Annotated in this window: 11 protein-coding genes; 8 read left to right on the top strand and 3 right to left on the bottom strand. The window is 68.8% G+C overall.

The window, feature by feature from the left end; translation table 11 throughout:
• The first annotated feature begins 106 nt into the window (after positions 1–106).
• The 4 genes from edd (at position 107) to Aple_RS42415 (ending at position 4683) form a co-directional block, all read left to right on the top strand.
• On the top strand, positions 107–1927 hold the full coding sequence (gene edd / locus Aple_RS42430) for a phosphogluconate dehydratase (protein ID WP_218038783.1): 1821 nt from the start codon (positions 107–109) through the stop codon (positions 1925–1927).
• Entirely contained in the window at positions 1928–2887 is a 960-nt protein-coding gene (locus Aple_RS42425; protein WP_155350432.1) for a glucokinase, read from the top strand.
• A complete protein-coding gene (locus tag Aple_RS42420) occupies positions 2884–3513 on the top strand; it encodes a bifunctional 4-hydroxy-2-oxoglutarate aldolase/2-dehydro-3-deoxy-phosphogluconate aldolase (protein ID WP_155350431.1) in 630 nt (209 codons plus the stop codon). The genes Aple_RS42425 and Aple_RS42420 overlap by 4 nt, the downstream gene beginning before the upstream one ends.
• A gap of 252 nt (positions 3514–3765) precedes the next feature.
• Positions 3766–4683 carry a tachylectin-related carbohydrate-binding protein gene (locus Aple_RS42415; RefSeq protein WP_155350430.1) on the top strand — a complete coding sequence of 306 codons (918 nt, stop codon included), beginning with the start codon at positions 3766–3768 and terminating at the stop codon, positions 4681–4683.
• On the opposite strand, the gene Aple_RS42410 is transcribed toward Aple_RS42415, so the two are convergent.
• Complete coding sequence (locus Aple_RS42410; protein WP_174889953.1) at positions 4673–5695, bottom strand: LacI family DNA-binding transcriptional regulator; 1023 nt, start codon at positions 5693–5695, stop codon at positions 4673–4675. The two genes, Aple_RS42415 and Aple_RS42410, sit on opposite strands and share 11 nt — an antisense overlap.
• A 10-nt stretch (positions 5696–5705) precedes the next feature.
• Entirely contained in the window at positions 5706–7316 is a 1611-nt protein-coding gene (locus tag Aple_RS42405) for a glycoside hydrolase family 13 protein (protein ID WP_155350447.1), read from the bottom strand.
• A 413-nt stretch (positions 7317–7729) separates the two neighbouring features.
• On the opposite strand from Aple_RS42405, the gene Aple_RS42400 reads away from it, so the two are divergent.
• Positions 7730–9034: an ABC transporter ATP-binding protein gene (locus tag Aple_RS42400; RefSeq protein ID WP_155350428.1), complete on the top strand. Its 1305-nt coding sequence runs from the start codon at positions 7730–7732 to the stop codon at positions 9032–9034.
• A gap of 10 nt (positions 9035–9044) precedes the next feature.
• Here the strand turns inward: Aple_RS42400 and Aple_RS42395 are convergent, their stop codons facing one another.
• On the bottom strand, positions 9045–9671 hold the full coding sequence (locus Aple_RS42395; RefSeq protein WP_246265170.1) for an ACT domain-containing protein: 627 nt from the start codon (positions 9669–9671) through the stop codon (positions 9045–9047).
• 358 nt (positions 9672–10029) lie between these two features.
• On the opposite strand from Aple_RS42395, the gene pulA reads away from it, so the two are divergent.
• From pulA to Aple_RS42380, 3 genes are all read left to right on the top strand, one after another.
• Positions 10030–15735: a pullulanase-type alpha-1,6-glucosidase gene (gene pulA, locus Aple_RS42390; protein WP_155350427.1), complete on the top strand. Its 5706-nt coding sequence runs from the start codon at positions 10030–10032 to the stop codon at positions 15733–15735.
• A 75-nt stretch (positions 15736–15810) separates the two neighbouring features.
• Positions 15811–17802 (top strand): carbohydrate binding domain-containing protein, encoded by a 1992-nt coding sequence (locus tag Aple_RS42385; protein ID WP_218038782.1) that lies wholly within the window; start codon positions 15811–15813, stop codon positions 17800–17802.
• Between the two features lie 82 nt (positions 17803–17884).
• Positions 17885–20581 carry a carbohydrate binding domain-containing protein gene (locus tag Aple_RS42380; RefSeq protein ID WP_155350426.1) on the top strand — a complete coding sequence of 899 codons (2697 nt, stop codon included), beginning with the start codon at positions 17885–17887 and terminating at the stop codon, positions 20579–20581.
• The last annotated feature ends 123 nt before the right edge of the window (positions 20582–20704 follow it).

Genomic DNA, 20704 nt, shown 5'->3' with positions numbered 1-20704 from the left:
GAACCAAAGTTCAACGACTTTTCTATTCGGAGTTACAAAACTCGGCTTGAAAGAGCACATAACTTCGCGCTAATGTCCCTCGTGTCACATGAGTCAGGAGCCCCCGATGCACCCGATCGTCCACGAGGTCACCGAGCGGATCAGGAGCCGTGGCCGCGCGAGCCGCGCCGCGTACCTGGCCCGCGTGGACCAGGCCGCCGCCGAGCTGCGCGCCGAGGGCCCGGCCCGGGGACGGCTCGCGTGCGCCAACCTCGCGCACGGCTTCGCGGCGGCCGAGGGGGACAAGCCCGCGTTACGCGCCGCCGTCCGGCCGGGTGTGGCGATCGTGACGTCGTACAACGACATGCTGTCGGCGCATCAGCCGTACGAGACCTATCCGCGGGAGTTGAAGCACGCGGTGCGGGCGGCGGGCGGGGTGGCGCAGGTGGCGGGCGGGGTGCCGGCCATGTGTGACGGGGTCACGCAGGGGCGGGCGGGGATGGAGCTGTCGCTCTACAGCCGGGACCTGATCGCGATGTCCACGGCGGTCGCGCTGTCGCATGACATGTTCGACGCGGCGCTGCTGCTCGGGGTGTGCGACAAGATCGTGCCGGGGCTGTTCATCGGGGCGCTGCGGTTCGGGCACCTGCCCGCGATGTTCGTGCCCGCGGGGCCGATGACCTCGGGCCTGCCGAACAAGGTCAAGGCGCGGGCCCGGCAGCGGTTCGCCGAGGGCCGGATCTCCAGGGACGAGATGCTGGACGCGGAGGCCGAGTCCTACCACTCCCCCGGGACCTGCACGTTCTACGGCACGGCCAACTCCAACCAGCTGCTGATCGAGGTCATGGGGCTGCACCTGCCGGGCGCGACGTTCGTCAATCCGCGTACGGAGCTGCGGCAGGCGCTCACCCAGGCCGCGGGGCGGCGGATCGTGGAGCTGACCGCGCACGGCGGCGAGTACACGCCGATCGGGCATGTCGTGGACGAGCGGGCGATCGTGAACGCGGTGGTCGCGCTGCTGGCCTCCGGCGGTTCCACCAACCACACGATGCACCTGGTCGCGATGGCGGCGGCCGCCGGGATCGAGCTCACCTGGGATGACATGGCCGACCTGTCGAAGGTCGTCCCGTCGGTGGCGCGGATGTACCCGAACGGCCAGGCCGACGTGAACCACTTCCAGGCCGCGGGGGGCATGCCGGTGTTCATCGGCACGCTGCTGGAGGCGGGGCTGCTCTGGGAGGACGTGCTCACGGTCGCGGGCCGGGGGCTGCGGTCGTACCTGAACGTCCCCGAGTTGAAGGACCTGGAGGTCGTCTGGACCGAGCGGAACGGCGGTAGCGGCGATCTGGACGTGCTTCGCCCGGCGAGTGAACCTTTCTCCCTCGACGGGGGAATTCATATGATCTCGGGCAATCTGGGGCGCGCGGTGAGCAAGGTCTCGGCGGTCAAGCCGGAGCACCTCGTCATCGAAGCCCCCGCGAAGGTGTTCGACGACCAGCGCGACCTCCTCGGCGCGTTCGAGCGGGGCGAGCTGGACGGGCAGGATTTCGTGGCCGTCGTCCGGTATCAGGGGCCGAGCGCGAACGGCATGCCCGAACTGCACAAGCTCACGCCGCCGCTGGCCGTCCTGCTGGACCGGGGACAGCAGGTGGCGATCGTCACCGACGGCCGGATGTCCGGCGCGTCGGGCAAGGTCCCGGCCGCGATCCACCTCTCCCCCGAGGCCGCGGACGGTGGCGCCCTCGCGCTGCTGCGTGACGGCGATCCCATCCGTCTCGACTCGGTCGCCGGCACGCTTGACGTGCTGACCGACCTGTCGGGACGCACGCCGGCGGGCTTCCCGCCCCCGGCCGACAAATGGGTTGGAACCGGGCGCGAGCTTTTTGCGGCCTTCCGTCGTACGGTTGGACCCGCGGAACGCGGTGCCAGCATCTTCGGAGGGTTCTAAGTGAGCTACCCCTGGCTCGTCGCCGACATCGGCGGCACCAACGCACGTTTCGGAATCGTCACCCAGTCCGGCTCGCAGCCGGAATCGGTGGCCGTCCTGAACGTCGCCGAGCGACAAGGCCTAGCCGATGCCGTAGCCGCCTATCTCGCAGACCATGCGGGCGGAGTTCGGCCGGGGGCCGCGTGCCTGGCGATCGCCGGACCGGTGAAAGGAGACACCTATCGCCTCACCAACGCGTCCTGGAGCGGTTCCGTCCAGGAACTGGCCATCCCGCATGTGGAACTGCTGAACGACTTCGAGGCTCTCGCGGTCTCGCTGCCGCACCTGGCGGGCGACGACCTCACCCCGCTCGGCGGGCCCGCCCCGACGGCGGGCATGGTCAAGGCCGTGCTCGGCCCGGGCACGGGCCTCGGCGTGGCCGGTCTGGTCCCGGCCGGCTCCGGCTGGGTGCCGGTGCCGGGCGAGGGCGGGCACGTGTCCATCCCGTGCGTCACCGACCTGGAGTTCGAGATCGTCCGGGCGCTGCGCGCGGACGGCCTGCCGTATGTGGACGCCGAGCACCTGCTGTCCGGGTCCGGGCTGCCCCGCCTCTACCGGGGGCTCTCGCTGGTCCGGGGGATCGGCGCGGGGCGCAAGACGGCGTCGGAGATCGTGGCGGCCGACGACGCGCTGTCGGTGGAGACGATCGAGGTGTTCCTGGCCCTGCTGGGCGGGTTCGCCGGGAACGTCGCGCTGACGATGGGCGCGCGCGGCGGGGTCTACCTGGGCGGCGGCGTGCTGCCCAGGATCGTGACGCGGGTCAGGGACAGCGAGTTCCGGACCAGGTTCGAGCAGACCAGCCCTGGGCTGGTGGACTATCTGAGCCCGATCGCGACCTCGTTGATCGTGGCCGAGCAGCCCGCGCTGACCGGCGCGACGGCGTGGCTGGCGCAGCGGGCGGGCAGCGTGGAGCTGGTATGAGCATTCTGGATATCGCCCCGGTCATCCCAGTAGTGGTGATCGAGGACGTGGAGACCGCGGTGCCGCTGGCGCGCGCGCTGGTGGCGGGCGGCCTGCCGGTGATCGAGGTGACGCTGCGGACTCCGGCCGCGCTGGAGTCGATCAGGCGGATCGCCGCCGAGGTTCCGGACGCGGTGATCGGCGCGGGCACGATCCTGGTCCCCGGCGACGCCGCCAAGGCGGTGGCGGCGGGTTCCCGGTTCCTGGTCTCCCCCGGATCGACGCCGTCGCTGATCGACGCGCTGATCGACACGACGGGCGCGAGCGGCGTGCCGTTCCTGCCGGGCGTGGCCACCGCCTCGGAGGTGCTCGGCCTGTACGAGCGCGGTTTGCGGGAGATGAAGTTCTTCCCGGCCGAGGCGGCGGGGGGTGTGCCGTACCTGAAGGCGCTGGGCGGGCCGCTCCCGGGGGTGCGGTTCTGCCCCACCGGGGGGATCAGGAGGGAGACCGCGTGCGACTATCTCGCCCTTCCTAACGTAGGATGCGTCGGCGGCACTTGGCTGACCCCGGCCGACGCGCTCGCGACCGGCGACTATGCCCGGATCGAGAAGCTCGCCGGGGAAGCCGCCGCCTTACAACTCCCATAACACTCCTGACCTCGTCGGCCCATGCCATCCTCCCTCGGCTGGGCCGACGGCCATGCTCGTGTCCGAAACCCGGAAACACGATCATGGGTAACGGGCCCGTGACTCCCAACCGGGAAAGTCACGGGCCCTCTCCATATATTCCGGGCATTCCACAACAAGCTCCACAATTATCAATAATTGCTTTTCAGGCCCGCGTGGTGGATGACATTCGGCTTTGATTGACTCCGGAAGTCACCCTCTAGCGAGGCGGGAATGTCAGTTCAGAATCGCAGGAAACGCCGCGTCCGCCCGAATTCCAGCGCGCCCTCGGAATCGGGCAGACAGAAGATCATCCTCTGGGTCTGCGGCGCGGTGCTGGCTCCCCTGCTGGCCGGAATCCCCGCCTTCCTGGCGTACTCGGACGCGCAGGCGCCCACACCCGAGCTGTTCCAGAACGAGCGCAAGATCGTCTACACCGGCAACGGCACGATCTTCGCCGTCGACCGGGACGGAATCCTCCGCCGTTTCCAGCATCTCGGATTCGAGCGGGGCGAAAAACGATGGTCCGACCCGCCCGGCATTGAAGTGGGCGAAGGCTGGCAGCGTTTCGTCTGGCTTATCGCCGGAAATCCGGGCACGCTCTACGCGGTCGACTTCGAAGGGCGCATGTTCCTCTTCGATTATCTGTCCGGGCGGATGGACGCGGGCGACGGCAGGCTCATCAAGATCGGGCTTCCCTCGTTCAAGAGCTTCACGGGGGCGTACGACGTCTTCTACGGCCTTCGCGAGGACGGCGGGGTGTGCTGGTACCGGCATCTCGGGGCGGGCACCTGGGCCGACAACGGCACGTGCGCGCTGGTGAAGCACGGCATGCGCGGCTACGACCGCCTGATCGCCACCGGGCAGGGCGTGGTCTTCGCCATCGACGCCAAGGGCGACCTGCGCTGGTTCCGGCATCTCAACAGCGCGCTCGGCGGCTACACCTGGCAGGGCGACGCGTACGGCCCCAACGGCCAGGGCTGGATCGGGGACCTGGACGTGACGTCCCTGGACGGCGTCGTCTACGCCCTCACCCCGGGCTACGCCCTGAAGTGGTTCCGCTACGACACCCCCCAGGTCTACAAGAGCGGCGTCGAGGGCTGGTACAACCGGGGCATCATGCTGCTCCCGGCCGCCGGGGTCAGCGGTTGACCAGCGGCCCGGAACCGGTGGAGCCGCGCACGACCAGCTCCGGCTGGAAGACCAGCTCCAGGTTCTTGGCGGGGGTGCCGCCGATCACCTCCAGCAGGGTCTCCACGGCGGCCGAGGCCATCGAGCCGATCGGCTTGCGCACGGTGGTCAGCGGCGGGTCGGTGAACGGGATCAGCGGCGAGTCGTCGAAGCCGACCACCGAGACGTCGCCGGGCACCGACAGGCCGCGTTCCCTGGCGGCCCGGACCGCGCCGAGGGCCATCAGGTCGCTGGCGCAGAACAGCCCGGTGCAGCCGCGGTCGATCAGCGCACCGGCGGCGGCCTGGCCGCCCTCCACGGTGAACAGCGAGTGCTGGATCAGGTCGGCGGTGTCGGTGACGCCGAGCAGCTGCCCCATGGTCTGCCGGAAACCCTCGATCTTCCTGATCACCGGCACGAACCGGCGCTGCCCCAGGGCCAGGCCGATGCGCTCGTGGCCGAGGTCGACCAGGTGCTGCACGGCCAGCCGGGTGGCCAGCCGGTCGTCCGGCGAGATGAACGGCGCCTGGATGTTCTCGTTGTAGCCGTCCACCAGCACGATCGGCAGGCCCCGGTCGGTCAGCCGGGTGTAACGATCCATCCGGGCCGTGGTGTCGGCGTGCAGCCCGGAGACGAAGACGATGCCGCTGACGCCCCGGTCGATGAGCATCTCGGTGAACTCGTCCTCGGGGGCGCCGCCGGGCAGCTGGGTGCACAGGATCGGCGTGTACCCGTGCTGGGTGAGCGCCTTCTCGATGGCCTGGGCGAAGGCCGGGAAGATCGGGTTGTCCAGTTCGGGGGTGACCAGGCCGATCAGGCCGTTGCTGCGCTGCCGCAGCCGCTGGGGGCGCTCGTAGCCCATCAGGTCGAGCGCGGTGAGCACGGCCTGGCGGGTGGCGGCCGAGACCCCCGCCTTGCCGTTGAGCACACGGCTTACCGTGGCTTCGCTGACGCCTGCCTGGGCCGCGATGTCGGAGAGCCGCGCGTTGTTCATGACCGTTACTTTAGACATTCTCCACGGCCCACCATGTGGCCGAATCGGGAGCGAGCCGTACAACATTGCCGGAAATTGATGGATTAGAGCTCGCAAGCAGTGACTCGCCCGGACGATCCACCTCAATCCAGTCAGCGGTGAGGTTCATCAGGCACCGGAACGCGGGGCCGCGATCGAAGGCGAGCACGCCGTCCGGGGACGGGCGCCAGGTGAGGGCGCCGTCGCCGAGCGACGGGTGGGCCTTCCTGATGGCCAGCGCCCGCGTGTACAGGTTGAGGATCGAGTCCGGGTCGTCGAGCTGGGTCTCCACGGCCAGGTCACGCCAGGCGGGCGGGACCGGGAGCCAGGTCTCGGTGATGCCGGGCGGGGAGAAGCCGAACGGCGGCTCGCCGGTGGCGCTCCACGGGAGCGGGACCCGGCAGCCGTCCCGGCCGCTCTCGGCGTCGCGCAGCCGCTGCGGGTCGCACAGCACCTCCTCGGGCAGGTCGAGCACCTCCGGCAGGCCGAGCTCCTCGCCCTGGTAGACGTAGCTGGAGCCGGGCAGCGCCAGCATCAGCAGGGCGGCGGCCTTGGCGCGGGCCAGGCCGGCGGCGCCGCCGCCGTAGCGGGTGACGTGGCGTTTGACGTCGTGGTTGGAGAGCACCCAGGTGGCGGGGGCGCCGACCAGCGCGACCGTCTCCAGTGACACCTCGATCACGTGCCGGAACCGCTCGGCGTCCCAGGGGGTGTTGAGGAAGTGGAAGTTGAACGCCTGGTGCAGCTCGTCGGGGCGGACGTAGTTGGCCAGGCGCTGCGGGGTGGGCGCCCAGGCCTCGGCGACGCCGATGCGCTCGCCCGGGTAGCCGTCCAGGATGCGCCGCCAGGAGCGGTGGATCTCGTGCACGCCGTCCTGGTCGAAGTACGGCACGACCTGGGTGCCGACCATCCGCGCCTGCCCCGAGTAGCCCACGTCGGGCAGCCCCTCGGCCTTGACCATGCCGTGCGCGACGTCGATCCGGAACCCGTCCACGCCCAGGTCGAGCCAGAACCGCAGCACGTCGGCGAACTCGGCGTGCACCTCGGGGTGCGCCCAGTTGAGGTCGGGCTGCTGCGGGGCGAACAGGTGCAGATACCACTGCCCGTCCGGCAGCTGGGTCCAGGCGGGGCCGCCGAAGATCGACTCCCAGTCGTTGGGGGGCGCGTCGCCGTCGCGGAAGATGTAGCGCTCGCGTTCCGGCGACCCGGGCCCGGCCTGTACGGCGGCCTCGAACCAGGCGTGCCGGTCGGAGGTGTGGTTGGGCACCACGTCCACGATGATCCGCAGCCCGAGCGCGTGCGCGTCCTCGATCAGCGCCCTGGCGTCCTCCAGCGAGCCGAACACGGGGTCGACGCCCCGGTAGTCGGCCACGTCGTAGCCGAAGTCGGCCATCGGGGACGGGTAGAACGGCGTCAGCCAGATCGCGTCGACGCCCAGGTCGGCCAGGTAGCGCAGCCGGCTGCGGACGCCGAGCAGGTCGCCGATCCCGTCGCCGTTGCCGTCGGCGAAGCTTCGCACGTACACCTGGTAGATCACGGCGTCGCGCCACCAGCGGGTCGCCGGGACCGGCTCGGCGGGCAGGACGTCAGGCGAGAGTGCGCTCATCTTGGGGTCCCCGATTGTCGCGAAGGTCATCTCATCAACATGAAAGACCTTACAGAAAGTTGCCGCAAACCCTGCCAACCCGTCGATGCGACACTGTGACCTGGGAACGTCCCATGATTGGACGATATTTCGCCATTTTGGCGCTCCGGTATTCGTTGTCAGTAAAGGCAAATAGGGATGTGTCAAGACCCAGCAACACCGCAGTAACCGGCACGTTCCCCATTTTTCATGGCATGTATGGACATGGACCGTGCCGACACGATGTACTACCTCATCAATCACAACTGACATGGCGGGATCCGGGCACTGCGCGCCCGGGAGGAACGAGTTTCCATGATCGAGCGCCGCTCGCGAGGTATGACGGCCCGCGTACAGTGCACGAGCACATCCGTGCCGCCAGGCGAGGAGCAGGCATGAGCACGGTCGTCCTCGACAACGTGACCAAGGTGTACCCGGGTGGGTACCTCGCGGTCGACCGGATGAATCTGCGTGCCGATGACGGTGAACTCCTGGTCCTGCTCGGCCCTTCCGGATGCGGCAAATCCACCCTGCTGCGCATGATCGCCGGTCTGGAGGAGATCACCGGCGGCGACCTCTGGCTCGGCGGCAAGATCGCCAACCATCTGGCCCCCCGGGACCGGGACGTGGCGATGGTGTTCCAGAACGGCGCCCTCTACCCGCACCGCACGGTCCGCGGCAACCTCTCCTTCCCGCTGGAGATCGCCAAGGCGGACCCGGCCGTGGTCAAGGAACGGGTCATCGAGCTGTCGAAGGCCCTGCACATCGACGAGACTTTGGACCGGCGGCCTGGAACGCTCTCCGGTGGCCAGCGCCAGCGGGTCGCGATGGGCCGGGCGATCGTGCGCCAGCCGTCCCTGTTCCTGATGGACGAGCCGCTGTCCAACCTGGACGCGGGCATGCGCACCGAGTTACGCATGGAGATCTCGTCCCTGGTGCGCGCCCTCGGCGTCACCACCATCTACGTCACGCACGATCAGGTCGAGGCGCTCACGCTGGCCGACCGGATCGCCATCATGAACCGGGGCGTGCTGCAGGACATCGGCACCCCCGCCCAGGTCTACAACGACCCGGCCACCGCGTTCACCGCGGCCTTCCTCAGCTCCCAGCAGCTCAACCTGCTGGCGGCTACGGTGCGTACACCACAGAACCAGTTCATACTCCTCGACTTCGGTACGCACCAGATCACGATGCCCTGGACCGATCCACGCGCTTACGCCGTGTCACAACACACGGGCAGCCAGATCATCGTCGGCATCCGTCCTGACGCGCTCGCGCCGATGCCGGAGAAGGTGGACGGCCCCTCGTTCATGGGCCGGGTGCGGACCCTGGAGTACCACGGGCACGAGTGGCTGGCGTACGTGGAGGCGGGCATCCCGGCGGTGGCCGTACCGGAGCCGCCGGATCCGCGGATCCGCAACGGATACGCCAACGGCCACGGGAACGGCGTCGGGAAGGCGCGGTCGATGATGCGCCGCCTGCTCGGCCCGGCCGAGCAGGAGTTCGCGCAGGGCGAGTCCGTGCAGTCGGCGACCGCCGCCGCGCTCGGCAGCGGCTCGCACCGCCGGGCCGACCTGATCGTACGGCTCGGCTCGCGCCCCTTCTGGAAGGCCGGCGAGCACGCCCGGGTCGCCGTGGACGTCTCCCGCCTGATGCTGTTCACGCAGTCGGGCGCCAGGATCGACCCGCCGCGCAGGTAGTCAGGCGCAGTCAGGCCCGCTGCGCGCCGGCGTGCGCCAGCACGGAGACCACGTCGACCAGCCGGGCGACGCGGTCCAGTTCGGCCTTGTGGAAGGCCGGTCCCTCCCGGCGGGCCACCACCAGGTGCACGTCCTCGACCGGCACGCTGGCCAGGTGCAGCGCGCCCTCGGTGTGCGCGGTCGGCCGGATCGTGGTGAACTTCGCGGCGGGCACCACCTCGGGGGCCTGCGAGCTGCCGTGCATCACCGCGCCGGTGGCCGCGTCGAGCGCGACCGCCCATTCCGCGCTGACCAGGTCGGGCACCGCGTCGACCAGGGTGATCACCGCACGGCTGGGATCGCTCGCGATGTGGCCGAGCAGGTCGTAGTCGGGGTTGGCGCCGGGCAGTTCCCTGGTCGGCCAGGCCGCCTCGACCCGCACGCCCGGCACGACCGAGATGCGCTCGCTCAGCTCGGCGGCGCTGAAGATCGCCGACCAGGAGACGGTGAAGTCGTCGACCGCCCGCCCGGCCTCCCGCTCCAGCACGGTGACCTGGAGAATGTCCGCGCCCATCACGCCGAACGCGCGAGCCACCTGACCCAGCACGCCGGGCCGATCCGGCAGCGACACCCGTAGCCGCAACAGCACCTCGATCACCTCTCCTTCTGTTAACCAGAAACCCGTCCCATAGACAGCCGCATGGCCGCCGACCAGGCGGTTCACCGCTGCGGCTGTCCAGATCACGACTTTCTAGTTAAATCCGCCACGCGGTGTGGGCTCCACAGTGCCGCAGGCACGTTTCGGCGACGTTCCGGGGAGATGTCCAGCATAAAGCGGTTATGCGTGCGAGGTCCGGTTCGTACGGCTGTTCCGGGCCGCCCGCCGCCCACTTCTCCCCGATTCCCGAAATCTGTCGTTCTTGCATGAAATTTCAGCAAAGGATTGCATCCGGGCGGCAGCTTGAGTAACTTCCGGGCAACACCCCAGAAACAAGATTCCCGTGGAGGCACCCCCGATGCACCCCCCACGGCCCGCGACATCCGCGCGGCTTCGCCGGGCGGCCGCCGTCGTCGCGACGGCGTTGCTCGCCACGGTCACCCCCGTGTCCCTCGCGGTCCCCTCATCTGCCGCTTTATCCGGTTTATCCGGATTATTGCACTTAGCCGATCCGGTGGTGTCGGCGGTCAGCCGTTCCGCGCAGCCGGGTGACGCCCAGCTCGCCGGGGACGCGCTCCGCGCCGATCTGTCCCGGGAGCGGCTCTACTTCGCGATGACCGACCGTTTCGCCAACGGCGACCCCGGCAACGACCGCGGCGGCCTGACCGGCGACCGGCTGAAGACCGGCTTCGACCCCGCCGACAAGGGCTTCTACCAGGGCGGCGACCTGGCGGGCCTGATCGGCAAGCTGGACTACGTGAAGGGCCTGGGCAGCACCGCGATCTGGCTGACGCCCTCGTTCAAGAACCGCCCGGTCCAGGGCAGCGGGAACGACGTGAGCGCCGGATACCACGGCTACTGGATCACCGACTTCACCCGGATCGACCCGCACCTCGGCTCCAACGCCGACATGAAGCGCCTGGTCAAGGAGGCGCACAAGCGGGGCATGAAGGTCTTCTTCGACATCATCACCAACCACACCGCCGACATCATCGACAACCAGGAGAAGACCTACTCCTACCGCGGCAAGGGCCCCTACCCGTACGTGGCGACCGACGGCACCGCCTTCGACGACCGCGCGTACGCGCTGAAGGACACCTTCCCGAAGGTGAACGCGGAGTCGTTCCCGTACACGCCGGTGGTGACCGCGAACTCGAAGGTCCCGGCCTGGCTGAACGACCCGCTGATGTACCACAACCGGGGCGACTCCACCTTCACCGGCGAGAACTCCGAGTACGGCGACTTCTTCGGCCTGGACGACCTGTGGACCGAGCGTCCCGAGGTGGTCAAGGGCATGATCGACATCTACCAGACGTGGGTGAAGGACGCGGGCGTCGACGGTTTCCGGATCGACACCGCCAAGCACGTGAACATGGAGTTCTGGCAGCGGTTCACCCCGGCGCTGCACGGCTACGCGGCCAAGCTGGGCAACGAGAAGTTCTTCATGTTCGGCGAGGTGTTCAGCAGCGACGTGGCGTACGCGTCGCGGTTCACCACCAAGGGCGGCATGGACGCGACGCTGGACTTCGCCTTCCAGGAGAACGCGCGCTCGTTCGCGAGCGGCGCGCCCGCGTCGGGGCTCGCGGGCCTGTACGCGGCCGACGACTACTACCTCGACGCGGACTCCAATTCGGCGTCCCTGCCGACGTTCCTGGGCAACCACGACATGGGCCGGATCGGGTCGTTCATCAAGGCCGACAAACCGGGCGCTCCGGACTCGGAGCTGCTGGCCAGGGACACGCTCGCGCACCGGCTGATGTATCTCACCCGGGGCCAGCCGGTCGTCTACTACGGCGACGAGCAGGGCTTCACCGGCGCGGGCGGCGACAAGGACGCGCGGGCGCCGATGTTCGCCTCCCGGACGGCCGACTACCTGGACGACGACCTGATCGGCACGGCCGCGACGCACGCGGCCGACAACTTCGTCACGACGCATCCGCTGTACCAGTCGATCGCGGCGCTGGCGAAGCTCCGGGATCAGCATCCGGCGCTGGCGGACGGCGCGCAGGTCCAGCGGCTGGCCGAGGGCAACGTGTACGCGTTCTCCCGGATCGGGGCCAAGGAGCAGGTCGAGTACGTGGTCGCGGTGAACAGCGCCACGACGGCGGCCACGGTCCAGGTCCCCACTTATACCGCGAACGCGGGATTCACCACCGTCTACGGCGGGACCGGCGCGGTGACCTCCGGCGCGGACGCCAAGGTCGCGGTGAACGTCCCGGCGCTGGGCGCGGTGGTCCTGAAGGCCAACGCGAAGCTGGGCGTCCCCGCCGCCGCTCCGGCGGTGTCGATCACGCTGCCCGGCACGGAGATCAGGGGCACCGCCGAGGACGGCCGGGTGCCGGTCACGGCGGACGTGCCGGGCACCGGCTTCGACCAGGTGACCTTCGCCGCCAAGATCGGCAACGGCCAGTGGAAGGTGCTCGGCACCGACGACGCCCCCAATGGCCGTACCTTCCGGATATTTCATGACCTGAGCGGGATCGCGGCGGGGACCACCGTCGCGTACAAGGCGGTCGTGAAGGACTCGGCGGGGCGGGTCGCCTCGGCGAGCGCGTCCGCGACGGTCGCGCCGGAGCCGCAGACGCCCGGCGGCGGCACGGTCAAGCGCGACTACCTGGTCGTGCACTACCAGCGTGACGGTTACGACGGGTGGGGCCTGCACGCGTGGGGCGACATCGACCAGGTCGTCGAGTGGGGTTCCCCGGTCGCGCTGGAAGGCGAGGACTCGTTCGGCCGGTTCGCCTGGATCAAGCTCAAGCCCGGCGCGTCCAGCGTCGGCCTGATCACCCACAAGGGCGACGAGAAGGACGGCGGCGACCGCCTGGTCAACCCGCAGCAGACCGGCGAGGTCTGGCTGGTTCAGGGCAAACCCGACGTGTACGGCTCCCGCGCCGCGGCCCAGGGCTACGCCACGATCCACTACAACCGCCCGGACGCGAGCTACGACGGCTGGGGCCTGCACCTGTGGGGCGACGCCGTCAGCGAGCCCACCGACTGGACCTCGCCGCGCATGCCGGACGGCGTGGACGCCTACGGCGCGTTCTGGAAGGTCCCGCTGAAGGACACGGCTCCCCCGCTCAACTTCATCATCCACAAGGGCGACGAGAAGGACGGCGGCGACCGCGCGTTCGTCGCGGCGACGCAGTCCGACGCGTACGTGAACGCGGGCTCGGCCATCCTGCACCCAACCCTGGCCGCCGCCCAGAACACCCTCATCCTGCACTACAACCGCCCCGACAAGACGTACACCGGCTGGGGCCTGCACGCCTGGGGCGACATCGAGGGCACGGTCGACTGGGGTAACCCGATCCAACCGGCGGGTACGGACCAGTTCGGCCCCTTCTTCCGGGTGCCGCTCAAGCCGGACGCGAAATCGGTCGGCTGGATCCTGCACAAGGGCGACGAGAAGGACCAGCCCGCCGACCAGGCCGTCGATCTGACGGTCAACGGCAACGAGGTCTGGAAGCTGTCGCAGAAGGAGGGCTTCGTGCTGCCGCAGCCGCCGGGCACCGGCGCGGACGCCGACCTGACCAAGTCCACCGCGCACTGGCTCGACCGGACGACGGTGGCTTGGAAGGGCAAGACGTCCGCTTCGTCGAGATACGCCCTCGCGTACTCCCCGAAGGCGGACATCGCCTACGACGACCAGAAAGGTGACCTGACCGGCGACATCCACCTGATCCGGCTCACGCCGGGCGCACTGACCGACGCGCAGAAGGCCAAGTGGCCGCACCTGAAGGAGTACGGCGCGCTCACCGTGGACCCCAGGGACGCCGACCTGGTCAGGGCCGCGCTGCGAGCCCAGCTGGTGGCGATCGAGCGGGATCCGTCCGGCGGCCTGCTGACCGCGACCGGCGTGCAGATCCCGGGCATTCTGGACGACGTCTACGCCCCGGCCGCCGCCGGCGACCTGGGCCCGACCGGCGGCGTGCTGCCGAAGTTGTCGGTGTGGGCGCCGACCGCGCAGAAGGTCGAGCTCAAACTCCAGAGCCAGACCGTGCCGATGCGGCGCGACGACACGACCGGCGTCTGGTCGGTCACCGGCCTGCCCACCTGGTACGGCCGCTACTACACCTACCTGGTCACCGTCGTCGCGGGCGGGACGCTGGTCACCAACGAGGTGACCGACCCCTACAGCCTGTCGGTCTCCACCGACGGCAAGCGCAGCCAGCTGGTCCGCCTGGACGGCTCGACGGTCAAACCGTCCGGCTGGGACCACCTCGCCAAACCCGCCGCGGTCCGGCAGGACAAGGCGTCCGTCTACGAACTCCACGTCCGCGACTTCTCCGCCTCGGACACCTCAGTCCCGGCAGCCGAGCGCGGCACCTACAAGGCGTTCACCGGGGACGGCTCCGGCATGAAGGAGCTCAGGAAGCTCGCCGCCGACGGCCTCACCCACGTGCACCTGCTGCCCGTGTTCGACTTCGCGACCGTGCCCGAGCGCAAGGCCGACCGGACCGAACCGGCGTGCGACCTCGCGGCCATGCCCGCCGACTCCGAACAGCAGCAGGCCTGCGTCACCGCGACCGCCGCCAGGGACTCCTTCAACTGGGGGTACGACCCGCTGCACTACACCGTGCCGGAGGGCTCCTACGCCACCGATCCTGAGGGGTCCGGGCGGATCAAGGAGTTCCGGGGCATGGTGCAGGGCCTCAACAAGGCCGGACTCCGGGTGGTCATGGACGTGGTCTACAACCACACCCACGCCGCCGGGCAGGCCGAGGGCAGCGTGCTCGACCGGATCGTGCCCGGTTATTACCAGCGGCTCCTTGAGGACGGCACGGTGGCCAACTCCACCTGCTGCGCCAACACCGCGCCCGAGCACGCCATGATGGGCAAGCTCGTCGTGGACTCGGTGGTCACCTGGGCGAAGGCGTACAAGGTGGACGGGTTCCGGTTCGACCTGATGGGCCACCACCCGAAGGCCAACATGCTCGCCGTCCGGCAGGCCCTGGACGCGCTGACCCTCGCCAGAGACGGCGTGGACGGCCGCTCCATCCTCCTGTACGGCGAGGGCTGGAACTTCGGGGAGGTCGCCAACGACGCCCGCTTCGTCCAGGCCACCCAGGGCAACCTGGCCGGGACGGGGATCGGGACGTTCAGCGACCGGCTGCGGGACGCCGTACGGGGCGGCGGGCCTTTCGACGCCGACCCCGGCATCCGCGGCTTCGGTTCCGGCCTGGCCGATTCGCCGGGCCCGCAGCTGACCAACGCCGAAGAGCTGATCATGGTCGGCCTCACCGGCAACCTGAAAGACTACGTGCTGCCCTCCGGGAAGAAGGGCTCGGAGGTCTCCTACAACGGCTCCCCCGCCGGGTACGCCGCCGCCCCGCGCGACACGGTCACCTACGTGGACGCGCACGACAACGAGACCCTCTACGACGCGCTCGCCTACAAGCTGCCCCCGGACACGCCGATGGCCGACCGGGTCAGGATGCAGTCGCTCTCGCTGGCCACCGTGATGTTGTCGCAGGGCACCGCGTTCCTGCACGCGGGCACCGAGCGGCTGCGCTCCAAGTCGCTGGACCGCAACTCCTACGACTCCGGTGACTGGTTCAACCGGCTGCTGTGGGACTGCGCCCAGGGCAACGGCTTCGGCGCCGGGCTGCCGCCCAAGGCCGACAACGAGGCCAAATGGCCGTACGCCAAGCCGCTGCTGGCCGATCCGGCGCTCAAGGCGGACTGCGCGGCGATCAACGCCTCGCGGGCCAGGTTCGGCGAGCTCCTGAAGATCCGCTCCTCGTCGCCGGCGTTCGCGCTCGGCTCCCTGGCCGAGATCCAGAACCGGCTGACGTTCCCCGCCGCGGCGACCCCGGGTGTCATCACGATGCGCCTGGACGCCGCCGGCGTCGACCCGCGCTGGAAGTCGATCACCGTCGTCTTCAACGCGACCTCGCAGGCCAGGCAGCAGACCGTTGCCGCGCTCGCCGGGGCCACGGTCACGCTCCACCCCGTCCAGGCCGCCTCCGGCGACGCGATCGTCAGGCAGTCGGCCTTCGACGGGACGACCGGCACGTTCACGGTCCCCGCCCGGACGGTGGCGGTGTTCGTGCAACCGGTCTAAACGAAAAATCGGGTCCGGGTGTCGTAACCACCCGGACCCGAGACGGGTATCCCTCCACGCAAGAAGAAGGCCCCGATGAGACGATACAAAACCCTGATCGCGATCGCATCAAGCCTGATTGCGGCCATGATCGTGATCATCCCGCGCGCCGAGGCCGCTCCCGCCGGCTACGGCCCGATCGTCAAGCTCTGGAGCTGGAACTGGAACTCGGTGGCACGCGAGTGCACCGACGTGCTCGGCCCCGCCGGGTACGGCGCCGTCCAGGTCTCCCCGCCCAGCGACTCCATGTCCCGCGGCGGCGCCGTCTGGTGGGACATCTACCAGCCCGCCCGCTACACCCTGACCAGCAAGTTCGGCACCGAAGCCCAGTTCAGGGCGATGGTGGACGCCTGCCACGCGGCCGGGGTCAAGGTGCACGCCGACGCGGTCATCAACCACATGACCGGCCAGGGCGCGACCAGCTACGGCGGTTACTCCTTCAGCAAGTACGACTACCCCGGCCTCTACTCCGCGGCCGACTTCCACACCCCGTGCGTGATCAACGGCTCCGACTACACCAACGACGCCTGGCGGGTGCAGAACTGCGAGCTGGTCAGCCTGTCGGACCTCAACACCGGCTCGGAGTACGTGCGCGACCAGATCGCGGGTTACCTCAACCGGCTGACCGCGCTCGGCGTGGACGGTTTCCGGATCGACGGGGCGAAACACATCAACCCCGCCGACCTGGCGGCCATCAAGGCGAAGCTGACCGGGTCGCCGTACATCCATCAGGAGGTGATCTACGGCGCGGGCGAGCCGATCCAGCCCAGCCAGTACACGGGCATCGGCGACGTGCACGAGTTCGTGTACGGCCGCAAGATGAAGGAGCAGTTCACCGGGCAGATCAGGTGGCTGTCCACGTTCGGGGCGAGCTGGGGCCTGTCGGTGCCCAGCGACAAGGCCGTCACGTTCATCGACAACCACGACACCGAACGCAACGGCTCCACGCTCAACTACACCTACGGCGACACCTATCGGCTCGCCAACGTCTTCCTGCTGAGCTGGCCCTACGGCCTGCCCCGGGTGTTCTCCGGGTTCACCTGGTCGAACAGTGAGGCGGGGCCGCCGCACAACGGCAGCGGCTTCGTCACCGACACCGACTGCGGCAACGGCCAGTGGACGTGCTTCCATCGGCAGATGTCCGGCATGGTGGGCTTCTACCGGGCGGTCGAGGGCACCTCGGTCGGCAACTGGTGGGACAACGGCGACAATGTCATCGCGTTCAGCCGGGGCGACAAGGGCTGGGTGGCGATCAACAATTCGGGGGCCGCGCTCAGCCGGACGTTCACGACAGGGCTGCCCGCCGGGACGTACCCGAATGTGGCCGGAACGGGCACGGTGACCGTGGCCGGGGACGGGACGGCGAGCGTGAACGTGCCCGCCAAATCCGCAATCGCCATACGAGTGGGCACCTCGGCTACCCCCTCCCCCACTCCTACCGGCGGCAACACCGCTACCATCTACTACGGCACCTCGTGGACCACGGCGAACATCCACTATCAGCCGTCGGGCGGGTCCTGGACGGCCGTACCGGGCGTCGCCATGGATGAGACCGCCTGCACCGGATGGAAGAAGAAGACCATCAACCTCGCAGCGGCGACCAGCCTGAAGGCCGCGTTCAACAACGGCTCGGGGACCTGGGACAACAACGGCGGAAACGACTACACCATCGGCGCCGGCGTCAGCCGGGTCAGCGGCGGGACGGTGACAGCCGGCAACCCGTGCGAGTCCAATGGATCCGTGTCCGCCACCTTCAGCGCCACCGCCACCACGACGTGGGGGCAGAACGTGTTCCTGGTCGGCAACCTGAGCGCGCTCGGCGCGTGGAACCCGGCCAACGCGATCCCGCTCTCGGCGACGGCCTACCCCACCTGGTCGGCCACGCTCACCCTGCCCGCGAGCACCGCGGTCGAGTACAAGTACCTCAAGAAGAACAGCGACGGCACGGTGACCTGGGAAAGCGGCGCCAACCGCACCTTCACCACCCCGTCCGGCTCGACCGTGACGCGCACCGACACCTGGCGCTGACCTTCGGCTGATACGCACGCTCCTGTCCCGGGCATCCTGACCTGGCCCGGGGCAGGCCCTCACCTGACCTGAGGACAACCCCATGAAACGTGTTCATTTCGTCCTGCTCGCGTTCCTCTCCCTCGTGATCACCCTGCTCCATGCCGGCTCGGCGCGGGCCGCCACCAGCGCGACCGTCTTCTACCAGACCGGCTGGACCACGACCAACATCCACTACGGCATCGGCGGCACCTGGACCACCGTCCCCGGCGTACCGATGCAGACCGCCTGCGCCGGGTGGGTCAAACGGGTCATCGATCTCGGGACCGCCACGACTTTCCAAGTCACGTTCAACAACGGCTCAGGAACCTGGGACAACAACAACGGCGCCAACTACACCCTCGGCACGGGGAACGTGACCGTGGCGAACCGGGTGATCGGCTCCGGCGACCCCTGCGCGACCGGTCCCGGGAACACGGCCGAGGTGTTCTACCAGACCGGCTGGACCACGGCCAACATCCACTACGGCATCGGTGGCACTTGGACGGCCGTCCCCGGCGTACCGATGCAAACCGCCTGCACCGGCTGGCTGCAGCGCACCATCGACCTAGGCACCGCCACGACCTTCCAGGTCACCTTCAACAACGGCTCAGGAACCTGGGACAACAACAACGGCGCCAACTACACCGTCGGCACCGGCCGCACAACCATCCGAAACGGCGTCCTCACCCCCTCAGCCCCCAACCCCTGCGCTTCTCCCTCTCCCTCTCCCTCTCCCTCTCCCTCTCCCTCGCCTTCCCCGTCGCCCTCCCCGTCGCCTTCGCCACAGCCGTCGGGTACGCCTCTCGGCGGCGACCCCCGCGAAGACTCCATCTATTTCGTCATGACCGCCCGATTCAACGACGGCGACCCGGCCAACAACAGGGGCGGCAGCCAGCACACCCGCTCCGGCAACGCCGCCAACAACGACCCCATGTTCCGCGGCGACTTCAAGGGCCTGATCGACAAGCTCGACTACATCAAAGCCCTCGGCTTCTCCGCGATCTGGATCACCCCGGTCGTGCTCAACCGCTCCGACTACGACTTCCACGGCTACCACGGGTACGACTTCCACCGGATCGACACCCGCCTCGAATCCCCCGGGGCGACCTACCAGGACCTGATCAACCAGGCCCACGCCAAGGGCATCAAGATCTACCAGGACGTCGTCTACAACCACAGCTCACGCTGGGGCGCGAAGGGCCTGTTCACCCCCACCGTGTACGGCGTGCGCGACAGCCAGTGGAGCTGGCTCTACCAGCCCACGGTCCCCGGCCGCGAATACGACCCCATGGTCGAGCACCAAGGCGACGACCCCACCCTGACCACCGCCCAGAACGCCATGGCCAAGGGCAGGCCGTACAACGGGGACCAGTGGTCGACCACCGTTCCGCCCGGCAACACCTGCCAGAACTGGGGCCTGCCCACGCAGTACACCAGCCCAGAAGGTTTCCGCATCTACAACTGCCAGTGGCCCAGCCCCACCTCCGGCATGTTCCCCGCCCAGTACTACCACCAGTGCTGGATCGGCAACTGGGAGGGCGAGGACGCCCGCAGCTGCTGGCTCCACGACGACCTGGCCGACTTCAACACCGAAAGCCCCGCCGTCCAGAACTACCTGATCGACGTCTACAACAAGTTCATCGACATGGGCGTGGACGGCTTCCGCGTCGACACCGCCGTCCACGTCCCGCGCAACACCTGGAACCGCCGCTTCCTCCCCGCCCTGCGCCAGCACGCCACCGAGAGGTTCGGCCCCGAGAAAGCCGCCGACTTCTACGTCTTCGGCGAGGTGGCCGCCTTCGTCCACGACAAATGGAACCGCGGCTCCGTCAACCACTCCGCCCAGTTCTTCACCTGGAAGGAACGCCGCACCTACGACCCCGACGACGTCAAAGCCGCCATCGAGCAGTACGACTACGAGAACCTCCTAGGCCCCGCAGGCCAGCCCACCAGCGACAACGCCTTCCTGAACGGCAACACCTACCACGCCCCCGACCACTCCAAGTTCTCCGGCATGAACGTCATCGACATGCGCATGCACATGAACTTCGGCGAGGCCGCCAACGCCTTCACCAACGGCCGCGACTCCGACGACAGCTACAACGACGCCACTTACAACACCGTCTACGTCGACTCCCACGACTACGGCCCCAACAAGTCCACGGTCCGCTACGCGGGCGGCACCGACGCCTGGGCCGAGAACATGTCCCTGATGTGGACCTTCCGCGGCATCCCCACCCTCTACTACGGCTCAGAAATCGAATTCCAGGCAGGCAAGCCCATCGACTGCGGCCCCACCTGCCCTCTCGCCACCACGGGCCGCGCCTACTACGGCGACAAAATCGCCGGCACCCTCACCACCACCGACTTCGGCGTCGTCTCCGCCGCCTCCGGCCCGGTAGCGACCACCCTCTCCCAGCCCTTGGCCAAACACGTACAACGCCTCAACCAGATCCGCCGCGCCGTCCCCGCCCTCCAGAAAGGCCAGTACTCCACCCAGGGCGTCTCCGGCCAAATAGCCTTCAAACGCCGCTTCACCCAAGGCTCCACCGACAGCTTCGCCCTGGTCACGATCTCCGGCCCCGCCACCTTCACCGGCATCCCCAACGGCACCTACACCGACACCGTCACCGGCGACGCGAAAACGGTCACCACCGGCTCCCTGACCATCCCCCTGTCCGGCAAGGGCAACCTCCGGGCTTACGTACTGAACTCCACAGTAGGCAAGGTCGGCGCGACCGGCCCCTACCTGAACTGACACAACAAGAGGCCCCTGCCTGATGAGGCAGGGGCCCACGCTGTTCGTATTCGCGGCGGTTGGCGCCGCGCGTCGCTCAACGCCTGCCCATGAATCCGCAGCGCATGATTCACACGACCAAGG

Origin of the sequence: Acrocarpospora pleiomorpha (genome assembly GCF_009687885.1) — a bacterium.
GTDB lineage: Bacteria > Actinomycetota > Actinomycetes > Streptosporangiales > Streptosporangiaceae > Acrocarpospora > Acrocarpospora pleiomorpha.
The sequence above is the reverse complement of the archived record's forward strand: the minus strand, read 5'-3'. Positions and strand labels throughout refer to the sequence as shown.